Consider the following 20,511-nt stretch of genomic DNA (forward strand, 5'->3'; position numbering starts at 1 on the left):
ACCTGAAGAGGGAGCGCCTAACCCTTTGTCACCCAACGATCTTCGAGAAGTCCGCAACGGTATTCGTGGCCGTGCGGATGCGCGCGAGCAGCGCCAGGCGGTTGGCCCGGATAGCCGGGTTCTCGTCGTTGACGAGCACCTTCTCAAAGAATGAATCAACTGGTTCGCGCAATGCACTAAGTGCGATCATGGCGCCGGAAAAGTCTTCATTTTGAATCGCTTGCGCGGCTTCCTTCTCGGCTTGATTCACCGCCGCGGACAAGGCTCTCTCCTCGTCCAGATTAAAGAGGGCAGCATCGACAGCATTGGCGATCTGCGTTCCCTTCTTTTCCTCGGCGCTCAGAATGTTCGCGGCGCGCTTGGTGCCCGCGAGCAGGTTTTGACCTTCCTCGGTGTTGAGGAAAACGACAAGCGCCTCGACACGGCGGGCGATCAGCAACAGGTTGTCGGCGCGCTCGGTAAGCACCGCATCGATAAGATCATGGCGGGCGCCGAGATCGCGGAGGTAAACCTTCATGCGGTCATGGAAGAAGGCGAGCAAATCCAGCAGTACGGGATGCGCCTCTTCGATAACATCGTTGCGAAGGCGTTTTTCAAAACCGGAAACGGCATTGATGACGTCTTCTTCGCCATCGACGTCGCCCGACTGCTGAGCGGCCTGACGTTGCTCATAGCCTTCGACGCGCTTTTCGATACTGTCTTCGCGCAGCTGCGAAAGTGCCATTTCGAAGACCGGCATCAGTTCGATCTTCCAGTCGTTTGAAAGCAAAAGACGAACGACGCCGAGTGCCGCCCGGCGAAGGGCAAACGGGTCCTTCGATCCCGTCGGCTTTTCATCGATCGCCCAGAACCCGACAAGCGTGTCGAGCTTGTCGGCCAGGGCCACAGCCACCGAAACCGGATCGCTCGGCACGATATCGGAGGGGCCCTGCGGCTTGTAATGCTCTTCGATTGCAGCAGCGACCGAAGGATGCTCGCCCTGCAAGAGCGCATATTCACGGCCCATACCGCCCTGCAATTCCGGAAATTCGCCGACGATCTCGGTCGTAAGGTCCGCCTTGGCGAGAACGGCAGCGCGCATGGCAAGCGCCGGATCCGCGCCGACGAGCGGTGCGATCTCGCGGGCAAGCGCCCTTATGCGGATAATGCGCTCGCCCTGTGTGCCGAGCTTGGCGTGGAACGTAACGTTGAGGGCGTCGAGGCGCGCCATGCGCTGGTCGAGCGGCTTAGCAAGATCGAGATCGAACCTGATCGCAGCGGCGGCCAGCGTGTGCATGTCCGGCAGGTCATGCTGGTCCGTGTTCCAGAAGTAAAGGGCATCGGAGAGCCGGGCGCGCACGACCTTGCCGTTACCAAATGCAATCTCGCGTCCGCCATCCTTGGCTTCGATGTTCGAAACGAGGATGAATTTGTTCGACAGGGGATTCTCACCCGCACCCGCACCTTCGCTGTGGCCTCCCCCATTTGAAGGCGAGTTGGAGGCCTCACGGCCATTCTTATCCTCGTGATGGGAAGGGGCGGACGTTAGATCCGGGGTGGGATGAAGCGTCTGCTTGCGCGTAACGAAGCATTTCTGGTTGGTCTTGATCGTCAGTCGGACCACTTCCGGCGGGATCGCGAGGAATTCTTCCTCGAACTCGCCCATCAGGACGACCGGCCATTCAACAAGCCCGGATACTTCCTCAAGCAGGCCCTCATCCTCGACCAGGTCAAGGCCGGATGCAAAGGCAATGTTCTGGGCGTCGGAAAGAATTATTTCCTTCCGCCGGTCGGCGTCGAGCACCACCTTGGCCTTTTCGAGCTTTGCCACGTAGTCATCGAAACGGCGAACGGTTATCGGCTTGCCGTCGCTCAGGAACCGATGACCATAGGTGACGTTGCCGGCCCGCAGCCCGTCGACCTCGAAATCGACGACAACGGGCTCCTCGGTTTCCGGACCGAAAGTGCAGAGGATCGACTGCAGCGGACGCACCCATCGCAAGCTTCCGGGCTTCGCCGAGGCGGTACCCCAGCGCATCGATTTGGGCCAGGGGAACTCACGGATGATCTTCGGCATCAACTCGGCGATGATTTCTTCGGCGGGACGACCCGGCTTTTTCAAGTGAGCAACGTAGAAATCGCCTTTCTTGGGGTCGGTGTGGACATGCGCCTCGGAGATATCAAAGAGACCGGCGGAGCGAAGGAAGCCGGCAATTGCCTGTTCCGGCGCCTTGACGCTCGGTCCCTTGCGTTCCTCGTGAATATCTTTGGAGCGCGCGGTCAGTTCGCGCACGTCCAGCGTCAACCGGCGCGGTGTCCAGTAGTCGCCTGCCGCCTCGTAGGTCAGGCCAGCCTCGACGAGACCATCCGTGACAAGCTTTTTTAGATCCCCCGCAGCCTTGCGCTGCATGCGAGCGGGAATTTCTTCCGAGCGGAGTTCGAGCAATAGATCAGGCATGGTAACTCCTGCCCTCGAAAACGGGGCCAAGATCAAAAGTTAAGCGCTTTTTGGGAAGTGAGTTTACACCCCCACCCGCACCTGCGGTGCGACCTCCCCCATCGAAGGGGGAGGTGTTAAGGTCGGCGCCCGGGCCACCCTCCCCTTGATGGGGAGGGTCGAACCGCAGGTTCGGGGTGGGGTGACAAATCATCTGTTCTTTGACGACCGCGAATATCGTATCGAGAACGCTTTCAAGTTCAGTCCGGATCTCGTGGGTCCAGAAGCGCAAGACGCGATATCCCTCACCCTCCAGCCATGCCGTGCGGCGAATATCGTGCCGGCGCCGGTCTGCCAGAGCATGCTGAAATCCGTCTACTTCAATGATCAGTTTCAACCGGTGCGAAAGGAAATCCGCGCAGTACGGCCCGATGGGGACCTGCCGGCGGAAATGCGAACCCTCCAACGGAATACGCCAGAGTTGGCGCCAAAGCTTGCGCTCCTCGTCCGTCATATCGCTGCGCAGCTTGCGCGCCGAAGCGATCTTGAAGGAAGAAATCTTCTTCATTTCTGATACGAAGCTCCACCGGCTTCCGTGAGCAAAAATGCCTCGCCGCACTGCCGGGCGAGATTGCGTACCCTCAGAATATAGCTCTGCCGCTGGGTGACCGAGATGACGCCGCGCGCATCGAGAAGGTTGAAGGCATGGGAGGCCTTGATGCACTGGTCATAGGCCGGCAGCACCATCTTATGGATGGCGGAATTGTCGCTTTCCCTGGGGGCGCCCGCCTTGAGGAGGGCCTCGCATTCGACCTCGGCTTCCTCGAAGTGGCGAAGCAGCACGGCCGTGTTGGCATGTTCGAAATTATAGCGCGAATATTCCTGCTCGGCCTGCAGGAACACATCGCCGTAGGTGACTTTCTCGTCGCCTTCAAGTCCGTTGAAATTGAGATCATAGACATTGTCGACGCCCTGCACGTACATGGCGAGACGCTCGAGACCATAGGTCAATTCGCCGGATACGGGCGAACATTCAATACCGCAAACCTGCTGGAAATATGTGAACTGAGAGACCTCCATTCCGTCGCACCAGCATTCCCAGCCGAGGCCCCAGGCACCGAGCGTCGGGCTTTCCCAGTCGTCTTCGACGAACCGTATATCGTGCACGAGCGGATCAAGGCCGATGGCGCGCAAGGAACCGAGGTAGAGTTCCTGAAGGTTCGCCGGCGATGGCTTCATGATCACCTGATACTGGTAATAATGCTGAAGACGATTGGGGTTCTCGCCGTAGCGTCCATCCTTCGGGCGGCGCGATGGCTGCACATAGGCGGCTTTCCACGGCTTCGGTCCGAGCGAGCGCAGCGTCGTCGCCGGGTGGAACGTGCCCGCTCCCACTTCCATGTCGTATGGCTGCAGGATCACGCAGCCGTGCTCTGCCCAATAGTTGTGAAGCGTCAGAATGAGACCCTGGAACGAGCGGGCCGGCTGCAAGTGATCGGGCAAGGAGGAAGACACCGGGCGACCTTTTGGCAAGAAGGATTGGAGTGCACGTCCTAAGGCGTGCACTCCTACCGGTCAAGCAAAACGACGTGATCAGCCCTTCTTGTCGGGTGCCGGCGCAGGCGCAGGCTCGACGGGCGGCTTGGGCGTCTCGGTGCCGTTTTTGGCGACACCCGGATCCTTTTCATCGGGCAATCCGTTTTTGAGCTTTTCCTCGATCTTCGCCAGATCTTCCGGCTCGGGCTTGGAATCGCGCGCATGGGCCCACTGGAACGTTGCTTCGAGCTTGCGGCCGGCGCGCCAATAGGCATCGCCCAGATGGTCGTTGATCGTCGCATCTTCGGCCCGCAGCTTCACCGCCTGTTCGAGCTGTGCAACCGCCTCGTCGTAACGACCGAGGCGATAGTATGCCCAGCCGAGCGAATCGACGATATAGCCGTCCTGGGGACGCGCCGCGACGGCCTTCTTGATCAGGTCGAGGCCCTGCTCAAGCTTCATGTTCATGTCGATCCAGGAATAGCCCAGATAGTTCAGCACTTGCGGCTGGTCCGGATAAAGATCGAGCGCCTTGAGGAAATTGGGCTCGGCCTTGTCCCATTCCTTCAGCCGCTCATAGGCGATGCCACGCTGGTAATAGATCGACCAGTCTTCCCGCTTGGGGTTTGCAAGCGCGGCGACGGCCTTGTCATAGGTCTCGGCGGCCTGCCGGAAATTCTTGTCCTGCGAATAGATGCTGCCGATCGCAAGATAGGTGCGCATATCCTGGGGATTGCTTCCGAGCAGGCTGTTCAACTCGGCAATCGCCTCGTCATTGCGCTTGAGGATCGCCAGATTGATCGCGAGTTGCATCTTCGCGTCGCGGCTATAGGGCGAATCGGCGGGAATGCGGCCGAAATAGTCGATGGCCTTTTCAGGCTGTTCGAGCTTGGCGCTGATATCGCCGAGCTGGAACAGAGTGGCGTCGTTGTCCGGACGCAGCGGCATCGACATCTGCAGATAAAGCTTGGAGAAGGCTTCGGCGCCATTGCGATCGATCGCCGTCGCAATCGTATAAAGCACTTCGGCAGCGCCCTGCTGCGGCGTCTGGATCAGCGGCTTCACCGTCTTGGCATCGCCAATTTCCTTGCCGAATTCGGTCAGCACCATACGTCCCGACAGCATTTCCGAAGCTTGCTGAATCAGAGCCACCGCGCCGTCGCGATCGCCATTCCTGAATTTGAACGAGGCAAACGCCTCAACCAGCCGCTCATAGGTATCGGGCGCCGCAGCGACACTGACCTTGTCGTCAATCGCGTCCTGGTAAAACTTGGCAGCCTTGTCCTTTTGCCCGGCCATATCGGCGATCAGCGCCGAATTATATGTCTTGAACAGGTTGAAGCCTTCGGGACCCTCAAGCTTGGCGATCATCGACAGCGCCTCGTTCGGCTTGCCAGCACCGGCCTTTGCCCAGGCCGAGATCAGCCCGGTGATCATCCGGTCGAGGTCCGACTGCAGCGACAGCATCATCAGGGTATTGACCTTCTGATACTGCTTGCGATTCATCGCATCGATGCCGAGCGCGAGGCGGGAGAAGCGTTCGATCTCCGGCACGGCCTTCAACTCTTCGGCGATCGGCAGGGCCTGCTTGAACTGGCCGTCGGTCAAAAGCACAAGGAGCAGGCTCTGGCGCAGCTCGGTGTTCTTCGGATCGAATGTCAGCGCCTGCCGGTAGAAGTTGATCGCGCTCCCGAAATCATTGTCGCGCTCGGCGCTACGTGCCGAGAGAAATGCGCCTGAAAGCGTGCCTGCGCTCAAAGGTGGCGGGGCCTTGCTGGTGGCTGCCTCCGCAGCAGCTGCACCCACGGTCAAGACGGCGAGTGTTGCCCCCATAACGGAGCCGAGCAATTTACTACGCCGCATAACAGAAAACCTCATTATCTTTCCAGTTTGCATGTTTGGCCGAATCCAGTGAGCCAACCATGGCCTTTTTACGGTTCTCTCTCAACATTCATTGAAAGATTAGAACCGCCGCGATGGCCCCACAGCGGCTTTGCTTGATCAATTTCGTGTCAATTGACCCTGCTGATGCAGAAATCGATGACTTCGAGAAGCGCATCCTTTTCCGGCGAGCGGTCGAGGGGGGCCAGCGCATCGCGGGCAATGCCGCCAAAATGGCGCGCACGCTGTATAGTATCATTGAGCGCGCCATATCGCGTCATCAAACCTTTGGCTTTCTCGAGGCCCTTGTCGTCATTTGCGCCGTTTTCGAGCGCTTCCTTCCAGAAGTGGCGCTCTTCCGAGGTTCCGCGCCGGTAGGTAAGCACGACCGGCAGCGTGATCTTGCCTTCACGGAAATCGTCGCCCGTGTTCTTGCCGAGATCCTTGGCGTTGCCGCCATAGTCGAGCGCATCGTCGACAAGCTGGAAGGCAAGGCCGAGATTGAGCCCATAGGAGCGCAAGGCCTGGCGATCCGTACGCGAGGCGGCAGCAATGATCGGGCCGACTTCGGCGGCGGCGGAAAACAGCGCGGCGGTCTTCGCCTTGATCACGGCAAGATACTCATCTTCCGTCGTTTCGAGATTTTTCGCGGCCGCAAGCTGCATCACTTCGCCCTCGGCGATGATGGAAGCGGAGGTTGCGAGGACGTCGAGCGCGTCAAGCGAGCCGACATCCACCATCATCTTGAAGGCCTGTCCAAGCAGGAAATCGCCGACAAGAACACTCGCCTGATTGCCCCAGATCATGCGGGCCGTGCTCTTGCCACGCCGCAGGTCGCTTTCATCGACAACATCGTCGTGGAGCAAGGTCGCGGTGTGCATAAACTCGACGCTGGTGGCGAGCTTTACGTGCCCGTCGCCCTGATAGCCGAACATGCGCGCGGCAGCGAGCGTGATCATCGGGCGCAAACGCTTGCCGCCGGACGAGATCAGATGGTTCGCCACTTCCGGGATCATCTCGACGTCAGAACCAGCCTTGGAAAGGATGAGTTCGTTGACGCGGCCCATGTCCGCCTTGGTCAAATCGACCAATGGCTGCACTGATCCCGTCGTATTTTTTTTCTCGTCAAGACTGACAACAACGCCCAAAACGAAACTCCTGCGGTTCTGGCCTGATGCGGCGACACCTTATTTTGACAGGATATATCCCGCAAGCGGCGAATTGGCGCGCAGAAATAGCAAGGGATACAAATTCGTGATAAGCGCTGGCCTGAACCCTGTGCTCCAACGCGGTATGGCCATGATCGAAATAATGCGCACCAACGACCCCGTCGTGATTTCCTTCGTGGAGTCACTCCTCAAAGAGGCGGGGATCGCCCATTTCATTGCCGATTCGAACATGAGCATCATGGAAGGCTCGCTTGGCGTCCTCGCGCGCCGGATCATGGTCGATGGCGAGCGCGAGATGGAAGCCCGGCAGCTTTTGAAAGATGCTGGAGTAGAACAGGAGCTGCGCAGCTGAACCATGCTCGCCCGGGACGTTCCCCACACGATTGACGCGTTCCACCGCGGCCGCTTCCATCTGCTTCAGCCTGCCGCCAAGGGCCACCGTTCGGGCGTCGATGCCATGATACTTGCAGCCACCGTGCCGAGCGGCTTTTCCGGGCGCGTCGCCGATCTCGGGGCAGGAGCCGGCGCCGCCGGCCTTGCCGTCCTGTCGCGCTGCCCCCATGCCAGCGCCGTTCTGGTGGAGCGTTCCGACTACATGGCCGCCTTCGCCCGCAATTCGCTTGATCTGCCGCAAAACGCACTGCTTTCGGGGCGCGCCAAGGTGATCGAGGCGGACGTCACCCTTGCCGGAAAAGCGCGAATCTCGGCAGGACTCGGCGACAATGAATTCGACTTCGCCATCATGAACCCGCCCTTCAACCTGCCGACGGATCGCTCGACACCGGACCCGGTGAAGGCGGAGGCGCATGTCATGACGCCCGGCATGATGGAGCAATGGATCAGAACGGCGGCCGCCATCGTCAAGCCGGGCGGCGGCATCGGGATCATTGCCCGTCCGACGTCGATCGCCGATCTTCTCGACGCTCTCAAAGGCAGGTTCGGCGGATTGATGATCGTGCCGGTTCAACCTCGCCCGCAGGAAGCTGCTATCCGTATCGTGATCAGGGGAACGCGCGGCAGCCGCGCCGGCCTGACGTTGGAGCCGGCCTTGGTCATGCACCACGCAAGCGGCAACGGCTTCACCGAACGGGCGGACGCGATCAATAACGGTCTCGCCGCGCTTTTTTAGATCGCGGCATTGCGAATTGTCGCGCACCGCCTACATGCTCCGAAAGCATTGTTTACAAAGGAGACACGCTTGGTGAGATTCGTGCGGAAACTATTGCCACGCCGCTGGCGGCCCGATCACGTCGAAATCCCGGTTGTCCGGCTGCATGGCACAATCATGACGGGTGGCGGCCCATTCCGGCAGAATCTCTCCCTTGCGACCGCGGCCTCCGTTCTCGAAAAGGCATTTGGCGACAAGGATTCACCGGCCGTTGCGATTTCCGTGAACTCACCGGGCGGATCGCCCGTGCAATCGCGCCTGATCTTCCGGCGCATTCGCGACCTCGCCGCGGAGAAGAACAAGAAAGTCTATATGTTCGTCGAGGATGTTGCCGCGTCCGGTGGCTACATGATCGCCATCGCCGGCGACGAGATCATCGCCGACCCCTCGTCCATCGTCGGTTCGATCGGCGTCGTCTCCGCGAGTTTCGGTTTTACCGATCTCATCAAGAAGATCGGTGTCGAACGACGCGTCTATACGGCAGGCAAGAACAAGGCGACGCTCGATCCGTTCCGGCCCGAGAACAAGGAAGATGTCGAACATCTGAAGTCCCTGCAGCTCGAGATCCACGAGACCTTCATCAACCTCGTCAAGGAACGGCGCGGGGAGAAGCTGACCGATAATCCGGACCTTTTCACCGGTCAGTTCTGGACGGGACTGCGCGGGCTTGAACTCGGTCTCGTTGATGGGCTCGGCGACATGCGCTCCTATCTTCGCGGGCAATACGGCCCGAAAACGCGGCTCAGGGTGATCGCGCAGCCGCGTGGTCTCTTCGGGCGCAAGCTGCCTTCTGCCGAGACCAGAATGGGTGAGCTTGGCGCCAATATTGCCGGCGGTATCATCAGCGCTGCCGAAGAGCGTGCGCTCTGGTCGCGATTCGGTCTCTGATAGACGCGGAGACTGTTTTTCATCCCCTCCACGGCGTGCTAGAGTGAAGCCGATAGGATTGCTTTTCGAGGTTTGCGCTTGATGCCCCAATTGATCTTTTTCGCTCTTGTCGGCGTCGCTGCCGTTTACGGCTACCGCTCGTTCAAGAAGGAAGCGCAGCGCGTTTCCCGGCGCGTGCGCGAAGCGGAGAAGGAAGTACAAAACCACGCGCAAGGAACCCTTGTGCAGGATCCTGAGACCGGCGAATATCGACTGCGCAAAGATTGATCGCAATGCTCGACAGCCTTGATCGAACGATCACTCTGACGGCTCCGGCCAAGATCAATCTCGCGCTGCACGTGACCGGTAGGCGCAGCGATGGCTATCACCTTATCGACAGTCTCGTCGTCTTTGCCGGCTTCGGCGACAGGATAAGCGTCAAGCGTGCTGCGCTCGATGACTTTGCCATATCAGGTCCTTACGGTCACGCCCTGCCCGGTGATGCGTCCAACCTCGTTCTCAAGGCGCGCGATGCGCTGCGCGCGGTGTTCCCAGCGCGGGCAACACCTGTTGCCATCCATCTTGAAAAGCATCTTCCAGTCGCATCGGGCATAGGCGGTGGGTCGACCGACGCCGCCGCAGCCCTTACCGCCCTTTCCAGCCTGTGGGCCCTTGATGTCGGCATCGACGCTTTAGCGGCAATCGGTCTGCCGCTTGGCGCCGATATTCCGATGTGCCTCTACGGCCAGCCGCTGATTGCGCGCGGGGTTGGCGAGGAGATCGAACCGATGGCGACATTTCCGCGACTGCCGCTTCTGCTTGCCAATTGCGGCGCTTCGATCTCGACACCACAGGTTTTTGCCGCCCTCGACAAGCGCGACAACCCGCCCTTGCCGGCTCTGCGCGCGATGCGCTCGCTCGATGACGTCTGCGACTATCTCAAGGCAACGCACAATCACCTGTTCCAGGCGACACGAGCGCTGACCCCCGGGATCGACGATACGATCGCTGCGCTCGAACGGACATCGCCGCGGCTGGTGCGCATGTCCGGTTCAGGCGCAACCTGCTTTGGTATTTACGACAGCGACAGCGACGCCGAAGCGGCGGCGGCAAAACTCCGTCGTGATCATCCTGGCTGGTTCGTCGTTGCAACGCATAGTGCCATGGAGGGAAACTGACCGTGGCGCGCATTGATGAAACAAGACCCTTCGTTCCAGTGAAGATCGCCGTGCTGACCGTCTCAGACACGCGCAAGCTCGAGGACGACAAATCCGGGAGCACATTGGCCGAACGCCTGCTTGCCGCCGGCCACACGCTGGCGGAACGCGCCATCGTGACCGACGACGTCAACAAAATCCGCGAGAAGGTGCTGTCCTGGTCGATGGATCCGGGTATCGATGTCATCATCACTACCGGCGGCACCGGCTTTACCGGCCGCGATGTAACGCCCGAAGCGCTCGAACCCATCTTTGAAAAGCGCATGGACGGATTTTCCGAAGTCTTTCATCGCATTTCCTACGACAAGATCGGCACCTCGACGGTCCAGTCGCGTGCGACCGGCGGCGTCGTCAACGCCACCTTCGTCTTCGTGCTGCCGGGTTCGCCCGGCGCCTGCAAGGATGCGTGGGACGGTATCCTGCAGCATCAACTCGATTACCGGCATATGCCGTGCAACTTCGTCGAGATCATGCCAAGGCTCGACGAGCACCTGAAGCGTACCGGAAAAGCTTAAAGCAGCTTGCTATAGGAGTTCTAGCGCTTCAACGGGGCGGGAATAATTTCTGCGCGCAGCCGCTTCATTGCCAGGCCTCGCGCAATATCCACTGATTTCTTGCCTGGGTTGAACAGCGCCATCGACTGGCGCTTGGATATAAGCAATCCGTCTGCGAGCGGATTTCCCGGCTTGAACACCCGGCTGAGGAACGGCCTGCGATGCGCATGAGGACGGGTGAAGCAGGCCGGCCCCTGCATGCGCTCCACATGCATGGCAACGGGCTCGATCCAGCCGTCGAGCAGGCGCGCGCCCGGCTCCAGAAAAAGAAACCACTCGCTTCTCGCCCGGCGAAAACCATCAAGCAGCGTCTGGTCCTGCAAGAAGATGCAGCCCGCCTGGTCAGCGACCCGGTGCGTCTGATCGACGGATCCCTCATCGACCACAACGACGTCGCTGAGCAATCCCTCGACGGCGCCACCCACCAGCCCGGCAAGCGTTCTTGCCAGAGGTTCATCCGAATTTTGCGTTTCAATCAGAACGGAGATCATTTCGAACGCTCTATCGCATAATCGGCCGAATATCCATCTGTCCTTTCGGCGCACAGATGGGTGGGATCGCGTCAATATTGTTCTTGCTTTGTTCTAGGTTTTTGCTAGGAATAGATTCATGTTGCGGCTGTGATGAGCGAATCGAGAATCGCTTCGGTCCAAGGAGAACGCAAATGAACATTGTGGTGCAAGCGGACAAAGCCGCCTTCGGGCAAGGCCGTGCACAACACGCCAATGCCGTGATCGACGAAGCGGGCCTGCGCATCGATTCGGAACGCCGCCGTGGCCGCGGCGCAGGCATGAATCCGTCGGGACGCTTTGAAGCCGAGAGCCGCCATGTCTATGACGATGGGTGGGAGACGATCGAGGACCTGCCGCCCTTCAAGACCGAGGTTCAGATCGAGAAGCCGCGCGTCATCATCACGCGCAATGAATCGCCCGACATCAGCTTTGACCGTTCGATCAACCCCTATCGCGGCTGCGAACATGGCTGCATTTACTGTTTTGCGCGGCCTACCCATAGCTATATGGGGCTTTCAGCCGGGCTCGATTTCGAATCGAAACTTTTCGCCAAACCTGATGCAGCGAAGATGCTCGACAAGGAACTTTCGAAGCCGGGCTATACGGCGAAGACGATCGCCATCGGTACGAATACCGACCCCTACCAGCCGATCGAGAAGAAGTGGCGCATCATGCGCGACATACTCCAGGTGTTGGAGGCACACCAGCATCCGGTCGGCATCGTGACGAAGTCGGCGCTGGTAATGCGTGACCAGGACATCCTTGCACGCATGGCGGAAAAGGGTCTCGCAAAGGTATGCCTTTCGGTCACGACATTGGACGGCAAGCTGGCGCGAACCATGGAGCCCCGGGCCTCGACGCCGACGCGCCGCCTGCAGGCACTGCGCAGCCTCGCCGATGCTGGCGTTCCAGTCGGGGTCATGGTTGCGCCGGTCATCCCCGGCCTTAACGACCATGAGATCGAGCGTGTCCTCGACAGCGCGAGGGCAGTGGGTGCGCTCGAGGCGGGTTATGTCCTGCTCAGGCTACCGCTCGAAGTCAGCCCGATCTTCAAGGAATGGCTGCTGCGCAACTATCCAGACCGCTACCGCCACGTGCTTTCGCTGGTACGGTCCATGCGCGATGGAAAGGACTACGATGCCGAATGGGGCAAGCGCATGCGCGGCGACGGGCCTTATGCCTGGCAGATCGGCCGCCGCTTCGAGATCGCGGCCAAGCGGCTGGGGATGAATCTCGCCAAACGGCGCTTGCGCACCGATCTTTTTTCCCCAACTCCGGGAAGCGAGCAACTTTCCTTGTTTTAACAGGGGTTTCCGTCAGGCCGCGCCCCCATCCCGGCCTGATGTGACCTTGGGTAGCCTACCCCATCGCTACCTGAGGACTTGCAGAGAATCAGAACGAATGCGAGTTTCGTCGCAACATGGCTCGATCGCGTTCTGATTCTCTGCTTCTTCCCCTGGAGCCCGTAAAACCGGACTTTACCAGCGAGCGTAAGCTCATGCGCAGCGGCGTCGAATATATCGTCGGCATCGATGAGGCCGGGCGCGGTCCGCTGGCCGGCCCGGTGGTCGCCGCCGCGGTGATCCTCAATCCGAAGAAAATTCCCGATGGGCTCGACGATTCGAAGCGCCTGACAGCGCAGCGACGCGAGGAACTTTTCGATATCATTACGGCCACGGCGCTCTCCTGCGCGGTGGCCAGCGTTTCGGCGCCGGCAATCGACGCCACAGATATTCTGAAAGCCGCGCTCGAAGCGATGCGCAGGGCGGTTTGCGGGCTCGCCATTCAGCCCGGCCACGCACTGATCGACGGACGCGACGTGGCGCCCGGCTTGCCCTGCCCTGCAACGGCCCTGATCCGGGGCGACCAGCGATCGGTGTCGATCGCTGCAGCATCGATCCTTGCCAAGGTGACGCGCGACCGCATGATGACCCAGACGGGCAAGTATCTGCCGCTGTACGGTCTCGAGTCGCATGTCGGCTATGCCACCGAATATCATCGCAATGCCATGGAAGCCCATGGCCCGGTGGTCGGACTGCACCGCTTCAGTTTCTCGCCGCTCAAGGATCGGCAGGTCTAGAGCGCTGCCTGTTTGGACAGTGTCCGTCCAAGGGACCGGATTGCTTGGCACATCGCAGCGCACCATCCACCGCTCTTCCACAGGTAGCGGCAAACAAAAAAGCCGCCCGGAGGCGGCTTCTCGACAGGCATTCAGCCAAACTTAGTTGAGGCGTGACTTTACCTCGGACAGCGAAGACTTGAAGAGGTCAGCCGACGTTTTTGTATCGACCTTGTCAGCGAGAACCCTGCTCGCTGCTGCAACTGCAACATCGACAGCCGTGGCGCGAACCTCGTTGACCGCTTCGACCTGGGCCTGGGCAATCTTCTGTTCGGCCAGTTTGTGGCGGCGCGCGATATATTCTTCGCTCTTCTTCTTGGCTTCCTCAAGCAGGCCATGGGCTTCGCGCTGGGCGATGGCCACGATCTCACCGGCTTCCTTTTCGGCGTCCTTGCGCTTGCGCTGAAATTCAGCGAGCAGCGACTGGGCTTCTTCACGCAGGCGGCGTGCTTCCTCAAGCTCGTCACGGATACGATCGGCGCGGCTGTCGAGCGACTTGCCGACGACACCCGGTACCTTGAGGTAGACGATCAGCGCGAGGAAGATGACCAGGCCTACGAGGGCGTAAAATGTTGCGTCCAATTCCATTTTCGTTCTCCTCAGCCCCGGACGGCTTTGACAGCGGCAGAGACGCTTGCCTTGTCGACATTGCCACCGATGATCTTGTTGACGATCTCGGTCGCCGTGTCCTCGGCAATGGTTCCGACTTCCTTCATTGCCTTGTCCTTGATGGCGGCAATGCTGGCTTCGGCTTCGCTGAGCTTCTGTTCGAGTTCGGCGGTAATCTTCGCCATTTCCGAATCGGACTTGGCCTTGGCCTCGTCCTGCGCGGTCTGGGCGATGGAGCCTGCCTTCTTCTTGGCGTCGGCAAGTTCCTGCTCATAGGCGGCGAGAGCTTCGTCCGAATCCTGCTTCATGCGGGCAGCCTGATCGAGATCGGTCGCGATGCGATCGCGGCGCGTCTCGATGATACCGCCGAGGCGAGGCAGGATCACCCGAGAAAGGAAGAGGTAAAACGCCGCGAATGTCAGTGCGAGCCACAGTACCTGGGAGGCGAAGTGGGTCGTATCAAAGGGCGGGAAGACAGCCTTCTCATGCGCCACACCGGTTTCGGTATGGGTTTCGGTTGCATGAGCGTCAGGTGCCGCAGGAGCGGCCGTCCCGGCAGCGCCATGCGTATCGGTCTGAGCGACGATTGTTTCCGTTGTGGATGCGGCATGCGCCGAAGACACAAACATATGTTGTCCCCTTGGGTTCGGGCGTTTCCCAAATCAGCAAACTGGATTGCTGCATAAGATTACTGGCCGCGCGCAGCGCAGCCAGTAACAGTGCGCTGTCGTGAATTATACAGCGAAGAGAAGCAGAAGAGCGATGAGCAGCGAGAAGATGCCCAGAGCTTCGGTAACGGCGAAGCCGAATACCAGGCGGCCGAACTGGCCGTCAGCTGCCGACGGGTTGCGCAGTGCACCGGACAGATAGCTGCCGAAGATATTGCCGAGGCCGAGGGCCGTGCCGGCCATACCAAAACAGGCGAGACCTGCACCGATGTACTTTGCTGCTACCGGATCCATATTAAACTCCTTTGGATAGAATTCTCATTGATAGATTTGCATTTGGCGGAGACCGCCGGTGAAGTTTTCTCAGTGACCGCCAGGATGTACTGCGTCGTTCAGGTACATGCAGGTGAGCACGGTGAAGACGTAGGCCTGAAGGAAAGCCACCAAGAATTCGAGACCCGTCAGGGCGACCGTCATGGCGAGCGGCAGGATCGAGCCGCCAATGCCGAGAGCGCCGAGTGCGCTCATCGAGGCAACGAAGCCGGCAAAAACTTTCAGCGTAATGTGGCCAGCAAGCATGTTGGCGAAAAGACGAACTGAAAGGCTGATCGGACGGGAGAGGAACGAAATGATTTCAATCGGCACCACGAGCAGAAGCAGAAGCTTGGGAACGCCGGATGGCACGAAGACGCCGAGGAACTTGAAGCCATGCTTGGCGAAGCCATAGGCCAGCACGGTACCGATGACGAGGATTGCGAGGCAGAAGGTGACGATGATCTGGCTCGTGACCGTGAAGAAGTACGGAAACATGCCCAGCATGTTGGCAACGAGCACGAACATGAAAAGCGAGAAAACGAACGGGAAGAACTTCATTCCGGCGCTGCCAGCCGAATCGCGCAGCGTCGAGGCCACGAACTCGTAGGCCATCTCGGAAACGGACTGGAGGCGGGTCGGGATCAGTCCGCGGTTGGACGAGGTGAAATAGAGAAATGCCGAAGCGACAGCAACCGTTGCGACCATGAAGGCCGACGAGTTGGTGAAGGAGAGGTCGACTCCACCCACATCAATGGGAATCCACTTGTTGATATGGAATTGATGAATCGGATCGTTTGACACTCTAACCTCGTCTGTAATGTCTCTACTTGCGGGTCCAGTCTTGCGACCTTGGCCGAAGCCTATTCCGGTTTCTTGGTGTCCGAACCCTTGCCGAGCTCCGCACCTTGGTTCTCCGCCACACGTCCCGTCGAGCGCAGGATGTTCAGCGTTCCAGCACAAAAACCAAGGAGGAGCAGCACGATCAGCCCCCAAGGTGAAGTACCCAAAAATCGGTCAGCTAACCAGCCCAACCCCGCACCAGCCAGAACGCCGGCGATGAACTCGCTCGACAATTTCACGGCCTGCGCGACACCGGAGGCGGTTTCCGTCCCCTTGTCTTGCGAACTGGGCTTGAGACCTACACCCCTGGCAGCCAATTTTGCCGCCAGAGAGCGACTGCGACTCTCCAGTTCATCCGAAGTCAGTCTGCGTCCAGCACCCGGCGTGTCACCGACAGGACCTGACTTATCGGGTTCTTTCCCGTTGGCCAATGGCATGTCCTTTACACGCTGAATGCGAGGCTTCACCCCCGCTTCGAAGTCGCGCGCAACATATTGTCCCGATCCGCGCTAGTCAAGGCGCTGGAAGGAGACTCTCAAGGGTAATTTTCGCCGTAAAATTCAATATGTTAGGCAAATATGACTTTATGTCTCACCTCTTTGGCGAAAATTCGGGTTCGAATCCTCGCCGATCGCGGTCCGTCAAGCATCGGTTCTGATACGCACCAACCAGACACACGCCCCGCAACAGGTATTCGCAACCCTGCGTTTCTTGCGGGCAACAGCGAACTTTCCGATAAATGCGGCACCGACAGTTTGAGGGAAAGCAGGTGCGCCGAGCCAGCCGGCGTATCGAGGAGGATGGGCCGCTTCGACCATGGCAAAGGCCTTGCCCTCGAACTTGGAGGTGAAGCATGTGGTTCAAGCCACTTAGCATCACCCTGATTATGAAAAGAACCCGGACTGGCTGGCAAGTCACGATCCGGGTTCAATTCAACTAATCAGGAACGGGGGGCGGGCGAAAGCTCGTCCCCCACTCCAAGAGCAATATAGCAGCTCTCGCACTAATTCCAAGACGACGAAAGTCGGATCATATCCAGCCGCCGCCAAATGTGCGGTAGAAGATGTGCGCGCCGATCTTGTCGACACGCTTCATCGTTCGCGCCCAGTTGGGGCGAACATAGACTGCATGGTAATGGGTGGCGGACCCAACTTCAGGCAGGAAAATCTGTCCGGATGTCACGGCCTGCGCCACCTGCTGCGCTACCTTCCATTCCCTCGGTTCCGTGACATGGAGCTTGCGGCCCTCGCAGGCGAATGAGAACTGGCAGCGATTGATCCAGTCATCATTCTGGTAGACGACGCCGCAAATCGTCTTCGGATAGGCCGGGTTGCGTACGCGGTTGAGAATGACCTGCGCCACTGCCGCCTGTCCCTTGATACTCTCGCTGCGCGCCTCAAAATAAATGCCTGTCGCCAGGCATTTTTGTTCTTCCTTGGTGAAAACGACGGGAGGCAAAGGCGTTGCCAGCCAATAGTGGTCGCCGGCGCCGAGCTGCGGAACAAAGCGTCCCGGCGATTTCGGCTCGTTCAGGATCGAATCGAATGGCGAGGTCTTCGAATAATCCGGCGTCGCCGGCGCATAGCCGAGTGCCAGAACATCAGGCTTGTCATTATTGACGAGGCTCGCCAGCATTGGCGGCATGTCGGAAGCCGGCTTTTCCGCAGCCCGGTTGTGAAATGCGAGCGCGATCTGGAATTCCTTGCCGGCAATGTTCGGCTTGGTGAATGCCATTGCGACTTCAATATCCTTGGAGGGGCGAACCAGCATGCTCTGGCGCTGAAGGATCGAGCCGGCGTTGAAGGCTTTCGGCGGCGCCTTCTTGCTGATCGAAACGATACGCCCCTGCTTTTCGGCGCGGTTGATCCGCTCCTCGTCTGGCGTGGCGCCACGCGACTTCTGCGTACCTTTGATGGCGATCGGACCTATGCCGGGCGCATCGACACCGCTTGCAGGAATCGAACCCGTGATCGCCTTTTCATCGACGAACGACATGTTGGCCTTCTGGATCGAACCTGCCGGCGATTTTTCGAGATAGGAACTCCAGCGCCCCTGCCCCGATTCGGATCCGGAAAGGAGGCTCGTCATATCCTGGTATGCGGTCACGGTCGGGGAAAAGAGATAAAGCGCCGCGCCAATGAGCAAAGGCGCCGCATAGCTCTTGCCGGTTTGGTTGGTTCGCAGGGAACGCAATGCCCGCACATACTCCGAGAAACGCACGCCGATAACCCCACTCAAACCGAACAGTTCGAGCTAAAAAATGAAGCATTAACCTTGATGGAGAGTTAACGGCGCAGGCAGAAGTTTAGCGAACGAGCCCACGCCGGATCTTATCCGGCGATGCCTCAGCGCTTCTTCTTGGCGCGGCCCGCGAACGGATTGTCGGATGCGCGCAACACAACGCGAATCGGAACACCCGGCATGTCGAATGTTTCGCGCAGGCCGTTCGACAGATAGCGCACATAGGATGTCGGAAAGGCTTCCGGACGCGAACACGAGATGACGAAGCCCGGCGGGCGGGTCTTCACCTGTGTGATGTACTTGATCTTGAGGCGGCGTCCGGCAACAGCGGGCGGCGGATGATGCGTCGTCACACCCTCGAGCCAACGATTGAGACGGCCGGTGGAAATGCGCCGGTTCCAGATTTCGTCGGTGGTGGCGACGGCCGCCATAAGCTTGTCGATGCCCTGGTTGCGCTCGCCCGAAATCGGCACGGCGCGAATACCGCGGATCTGCGGCAGCAGCCGTTCCGTCTTCTCACGGAGATCGGCGAGCACCATCTGGCGGTTCTCGACAAGGTCCCACTTGTTGAAGGCGATGACCGGGGCGCGACCTTCGCGAATGATAAGGTCAGCGATCTGCAGATCCTGCTTTTCGAAGGGGATCGTCGCATCGAGAACGATAATAACGACTTCGGCGAAGCGAATCGCCCGCAGTGCATCGCCGACCGAGAGCTTTTCGAGCTTGCCCTGGACGCGGGACTTGCGGCGCAGGCCAGCCGTATCGAACAGCTTGATCTTGCGGCCCTTCCATTCCCAGTCGACCGAGATGGAGTCGCGGGTAATGCCGGCTTCCGGTCCCGTCAGCAGACGGTCTTCGCCAAGCATCGTATTGACCAGCGTGGATTTGCCGGCATTCGGACGGCCGACAATCGCAATGCGCAAGGGCTTTGACGAATCGTAGTCGGGGACGTCCTCGGCATCGGGATCGTCAATATCGTCGCCGATCAGATCCGCCGATGGCCCAGGCGCAGCCGGAATGCTGACAGCGACCGAATCATCAGGGTCTTTTTCGGCATGTTCGTCCGGGAAGACGCGCTCCTCGCCCATCGCTTCGATAATTGCGTCGCGCAGATCGGGAAAGCCTTGGCCGTGTTCGGCCGATATCGGGCAAGGCTCGCCAAGGCCGAGCTGCCAGGAATCGTACATCCCGGCCTCTGCGCCACGCGCTTCCGCCTTGTTGGCAACGAGAACCACGGGCTTGCCGGAGCGGCGCACGAGATCGGCGAAGGTAACGTCGGTGGGCGTGACGCCCGCCTTGGCATCCACCAGGAACAGAATGAGATCAGCTTCGCCGATGGCGGTTTCGGTCTGCGCGCGCATGCGGCCTTCGAGCGATTCGCTCGGCATTTCCTCAAGGCCGGCCGTGTCGATCACATCGAAATTCAGATCGTAAAGCTTCGCCGAATGAATGCGCCGGTCGCGGGTCACGCCCGGCAAATCGTCGACGAGTGCCAGTTTGCGACCGACAAGGCGGTTGAAAAGCGTGGACTTGCCGACGTTCGGGCGCCCTACGATGGCAAGGGTGAAACTCATCCGTTCGGTTTCCTGTCTCAGCCGGCTGTTGCAGCAGGCGCCGCACCGGTGCTGCGCAACATATCCAGCATGGTATCGGCGAACTGGCGAACATTGGCGGGAGCCGACTTGTCGTCGGCGATCTGTTGGAACAGCTTGGCGGAATCGGCGCCGCGTCCAGCCTTCCAGGCCGCAAGACCCAGCGCCTCGCGCGCCGAATGACGCATCGGGCTTGAATCGGAAGACAGCGTCTCGACGCGGCTCGCCACGTCCTCATAGGATCCAGTGTCCACGAGAATGAAGGCAGCGCGCAGCTTGGCAAGATCGCGAATGGCCTGCGGGATCGAACTATCGGCGGAGACCTTGTCGAAGGCGGCGACCGCGCCGGCGTTGTCGCCCTTCTGGGCCAGAACGCCAGCAGCGCGCATACGTGCGAGCACCGGATAGGCTCCATAGCCATCCTTCTCGAGTTCATCGAGCGTTTTGAGTGCGTCGTCGTTCTTGCCGTCCCGAACAAGGTTGAGCGCAGCCAGGAACTTGTCGCCCGATTGAGAAGCCTGCCTCTCGGTCCAGTATTCGTAGAAGGAGAAGGCCGCGGTGCCGACGACGATTGCCACCACGCCGCCGATGAGCAGCGAGCCGTAGCGTTTCCAGAAAGCCTTCACCTTGTCGGAACGCAGTTCCTCATTCACTTCACGGAAAAAGCCGTCGTCAGTCATAGTGCCTCTTGGTTCAGCTTGCGCCAAAGTACAATTGTTAAAAACGCGGTGCAGCAGAGCCGCCCGCGCATGGAGTTCAGGCGCTTTTAGTCGGAAAACTCAAAGGATGTAAGTGGCAAACGAAAAT

Annotated in this window: 22 protein-coding genes; 8 read left to right on the forward strand and 14 right to left on the reverse strand. The window is 59.5% G+C overall.

The window, feature by feature from the left end:
* Nucleotides 1–28: 28 nt before the first annotated feature.
* From BR48_RS0103905 to BR48_RS0103925, 5 genes are all read right to left on the reverse strand, one after another.
* Nucleotides 29–2,437, reverse strand: a complete 2,409-nt coding sequence (locus BR48_RS0103905) for a glycine--tRNA ligase subunit beta (protein WP_027230104.1) — start codon at nucleotides 2,435–2,437, stop codon at nucleotides 29–31.
* Nucleotides 2,430–2,984, reverse strand: a complete 555-nt coding sequence (locus tag BR48_RS23740; RefSeq protein ID WP_081815747.1) for a DUF559 domain-containing protein — start codon at nucleotides 2,982–2,984, stop codon at nucleotides 2,430–2,432. Before BR48_RS23740 ends, BR48_RS0103905 begins: the two co-directional genes overlap by 8 nt.
* Nucleotides 2,981–3,931, reverse strand: coding sequence for a glycine--tRNA ligase subunit alpha (locus tag BR48_RS0103915; RefSeq protein ID WP_081815748.1), 951 nt, complete (start codon nucleotides 3,929–3,931; stop codon nucleotides 2,981–2,983). Before BR48_RS0103915 ends, BR48_RS23740 begins: the two co-directional genes overlap by 4 nt.
* 78 nt (nucleotides 3,932–4,009) lie before the next feature.
* Nucleotides 4,010–5,830, reverse strand: a complete 1,821-nt coding sequence (locus tag BR48_RS23745; RefSeq protein WP_081815749.1) for a tetratricopeptide repeat protein — start codon at nucleotides 5,828–5,830, stop codon at nucleotides 4,010–4,012.
* Nucleotides 5,831–5,964: 134 nt separating this feature from the next.
* Nucleotides 5,965–6,981 (reverse strand): polyprenyl synthetase family protein, encoded by a 1,017-nt coding sequence (locus tag BR48_RS0103925; RefSeq protein WP_027230106.1) that lies wholly within the window; start codon nucleotides 6,979–6,981, stop codon nucleotides 5,965–5,967.
* 151 nt (nucleotides 6,982–7,132) lie between these two features.
* Here BR48_RS0103925 and BR48_RS0103930 point away from each other — a divergent pair, with 151 nt between their 5' ends.
* The 6 genes from BR48_RS0103930 (at nucleotide 7,133) to moaB (ending at nucleotide 10,769) form a co-directional block, all read left to right on the forward strand.
* Entirely contained in the window at nucleotides 7,133–7,354 is a 222-nt protein-coding gene (locus BR48_RS0103930; protein WP_027230107.1) for a DUF2007 domain-containing protein, read from the forward strand.
* A gap of 3 nt (nucleotides 7,355–7,357) precedes the next feature.
* Nucleotides 7,358–8,131 carry a methyltransferase gene (locus BR48_RS0103935; protein WP_027230108.1) on the forward strand — a complete coding sequence of 258 codons (774 nt, stop codon included), beginning with the start codon at nucleotides 7,358–7,360 and terminating at the stop codon, nucleotides 8,129–8,131.
* Nucleotides 8,132–8,200: 69 nt separating this feature from the next.
* The gene (locus BR48_RS0103940; protein WP_027230109.1) at nucleotides 8,201–9,058 is read left to right on the forward strand and encodes a S49 family peptidase; all 858 of its coding nucleotides are present in this window, start codon (nucleotides 8,201–8,203) and stop codon (nucleotides 9,056–9,058) included.
* Nucleotides 9,059–9,139: 81 nt separating this feature from the next.
* Nucleotides 9,140–9,325: a hypothetical protein gene (locus BR48_RS0103945; protein WP_027230110.1), complete on the forward strand. Its 186-nt coding sequence runs from the start codon at nucleotides 9,140–9,142 to the stop codon at nucleotides 9,323–9,325.
* Nucleotides 9,326–9,330: 5 nt separating this feature from the next.
* Nucleotides 9,331–10,215 (forward strand): 4-(cytidine 5'-diphospho)-2-C-methyl-D-erythritol kinase, encoded by an 885-nt coding sequence (locus BR48_RS0103950; protein WP_027230111.1) that lies wholly within the window; start codon nucleotides 9,331–9,333, stop codon nucleotides 10,213–10,215.
* Between the two features lie 2 nt (nucleotides 10,216–10,217).
* Nucleotides 10,218–10,769 (forward strand): molybdenum cofactor biosynthesis protein B, encoded by a 552-nt coding sequence (gene moaB, locus BR48_RS0103955; protein ID WP_027230112.1) that lies wholly within the window; start codon nucleotides 10,218–10,220, stop codon nucleotides 10,767–10,769.
* 20 nt (nucleotides 10,770–10,789) lie between these two features.
* Here moaB and BR48_RS0103960 read toward each other — a convergent pair whose 3' ends face one another.
* Nucleotides 10,790–11,299, reverse strand: a complete 510-nt coding sequence (locus tag BR48_RS0103960; protein ID WP_027230113.1) for a glycosyltransferase — start codon at nucleotides 11,297–11,299, stop codon at nucleotides 10,790–10,792.
* Between the two features lie 173 nt (nucleotides 11,300–11,472).
* On the opposite strand from BR48_RS0103960, the gene BR48_RS0103965 reads away from it, so the two are divergent.
* Complete coding sequence (locus tag BR48_RS0103965) at nucleotides 11,473–12,624, forward strand: PA0069 family radical SAM protein (RefSeq protein ID WP_027230114.1); 1,152 nt, start codon at nucleotides 11,473–11,475, stop codon at nucleotides 12,622–12,624.
* Nucleotides 12,625–12,740: 116 nt separating this feature from the next.
* Nucleotides 12,741–13,400: a ribonuclease HII gene (locus BR48_RS0103970; protein ID WP_036813274.1), complete on the forward strand. Its 660-nt coding sequence runs from the start codon at nucleotides 12,741–12,743 to the stop codon at nucleotides 13,398–13,400.
* A gap of 141 nt (nucleotides 13,401–13,541) precedes the next feature.
* On the opposite strand, the gene BR48_RS0103975 is transcribed toward BR48_RS0103970, so the two are convergent.
* From BR48_RS0103975 to BR48_RS0104010, 8 genes are all read right to left on the reverse strand, one after another.
* Nucleotides 13,542–14,021 carry a F0F1 ATP synthase subunit B gene (locus tag BR48_RS0103975; RefSeq protein WP_027230116.1) on the reverse strand — a complete coding sequence of 160 codons (480 nt, stop codon included), beginning with the start codon at nucleotides 14,019–14,021 and terminating at the stop codon, nucleotides 13,542–13,544.
* 17 nt (nucleotides 14,022–14,038) lie between these two features.
* Nucleotides 14,039–14,677: a F0F1 ATP synthase subunit B gene (locus tag BR48_RS0103980; RefSeq protein ID WP_027230117.1), complete on the reverse strand. Its 639-nt coding sequence runs from the start codon at nucleotides 14,675–14,677 to the stop codon at nucleotides 14,039–14,041.
* Nucleotides 14,678–14,782: 105 nt separating this feature from the next.
* The gene (locus BR48_RS0103985; protein WP_008125314.1) at nucleotides 14,783–15,010 is read right to left on the reverse strand and encodes a F0F1 ATP synthase subunit C; all 228 of its coding nucleotides are present in this window, start codon (nucleotides 15,008–15,010) and stop codon (nucleotides 14,783–14,785) included.
* 69 nt (nucleotides 15,011–15,079) lie between these two features.
* Nucleotides 15,080–15,832 carry a F0F1 ATP synthase subunit A gene (locus BR48_RS0103990; RefSeq protein WP_027230118.1) on the reverse strand — a complete coding sequence of 251 codons (753 nt, stop codon included), beginning with the start codon at nucleotides 15,830–15,832 and terminating at the stop codon, nucleotides 15,080–15,082.
* Between the two features lie 59 nt (nucleotides 15,833–15,891).
* On the reverse strand, nucleotides 15,892–16,308 hold the full coding sequence (locus BR48_RS23750) for an AtpZ/AtpI family protein (RefSeq protein ID WP_036813278.1): 417 nt from the start codon (nucleotides 16,306–16,308) through the stop codon (nucleotides 15,892–15,894).
* A 592-nt stretch (nucleotides 16,309–16,900) separates the two neighbouring features.
* Complete coding sequence (locus BR48_RS0104000) at nucleotides 16,901–18,064, reverse strand: cell wall hydrolase (protein WP_027230119.1); 1,164 nt, start codon at nucleotides 18,062–18,064, stop codon at nucleotides 16,901–16,903.
* 152 nt (nucleotides 18,065–18,216) lie between these two features.
* Nucleotides 18,217–19,686 (reverse strand): ribosome biogenesis GTPase Der, encoded by a 1,470-nt coding sequence (gene der / locus BR48_RS0104005; RefSeq protein ID WP_027230120.1) that lies wholly within the window; start codon nucleotides 19,684–19,686, stop codon nucleotides 18,217–18,219.
* A 17-nt stretch (nucleotides 19,687–19,703) separates the two neighbouring features.
* The gene (locus tag BR48_RS0104010; RefSeq protein WP_027230121.1) at nucleotides 19,704–20,384 is read right to left on the reverse strand and encodes a tetratricopeptide repeat protein; all 681 of its coding nucleotides are present in this window, start codon (nucleotides 20,382–20,384) and stop codon (nucleotides 19,704–19,706) included.
* Nucleotides 20,385–20,511: the final 127 nt, after the last annotated feature.

It is taken from the genome of Phyllobacterium sp. UNC302MFCol5.2, assembly GCF_000686005.1.
Lineage (GTDB): Bacteria > Pseudomonadota > Alphaproteobacteria > Rhizobiales > Rhizobiaceae > Phyllobacterium > Phyllobacterium pellucidum.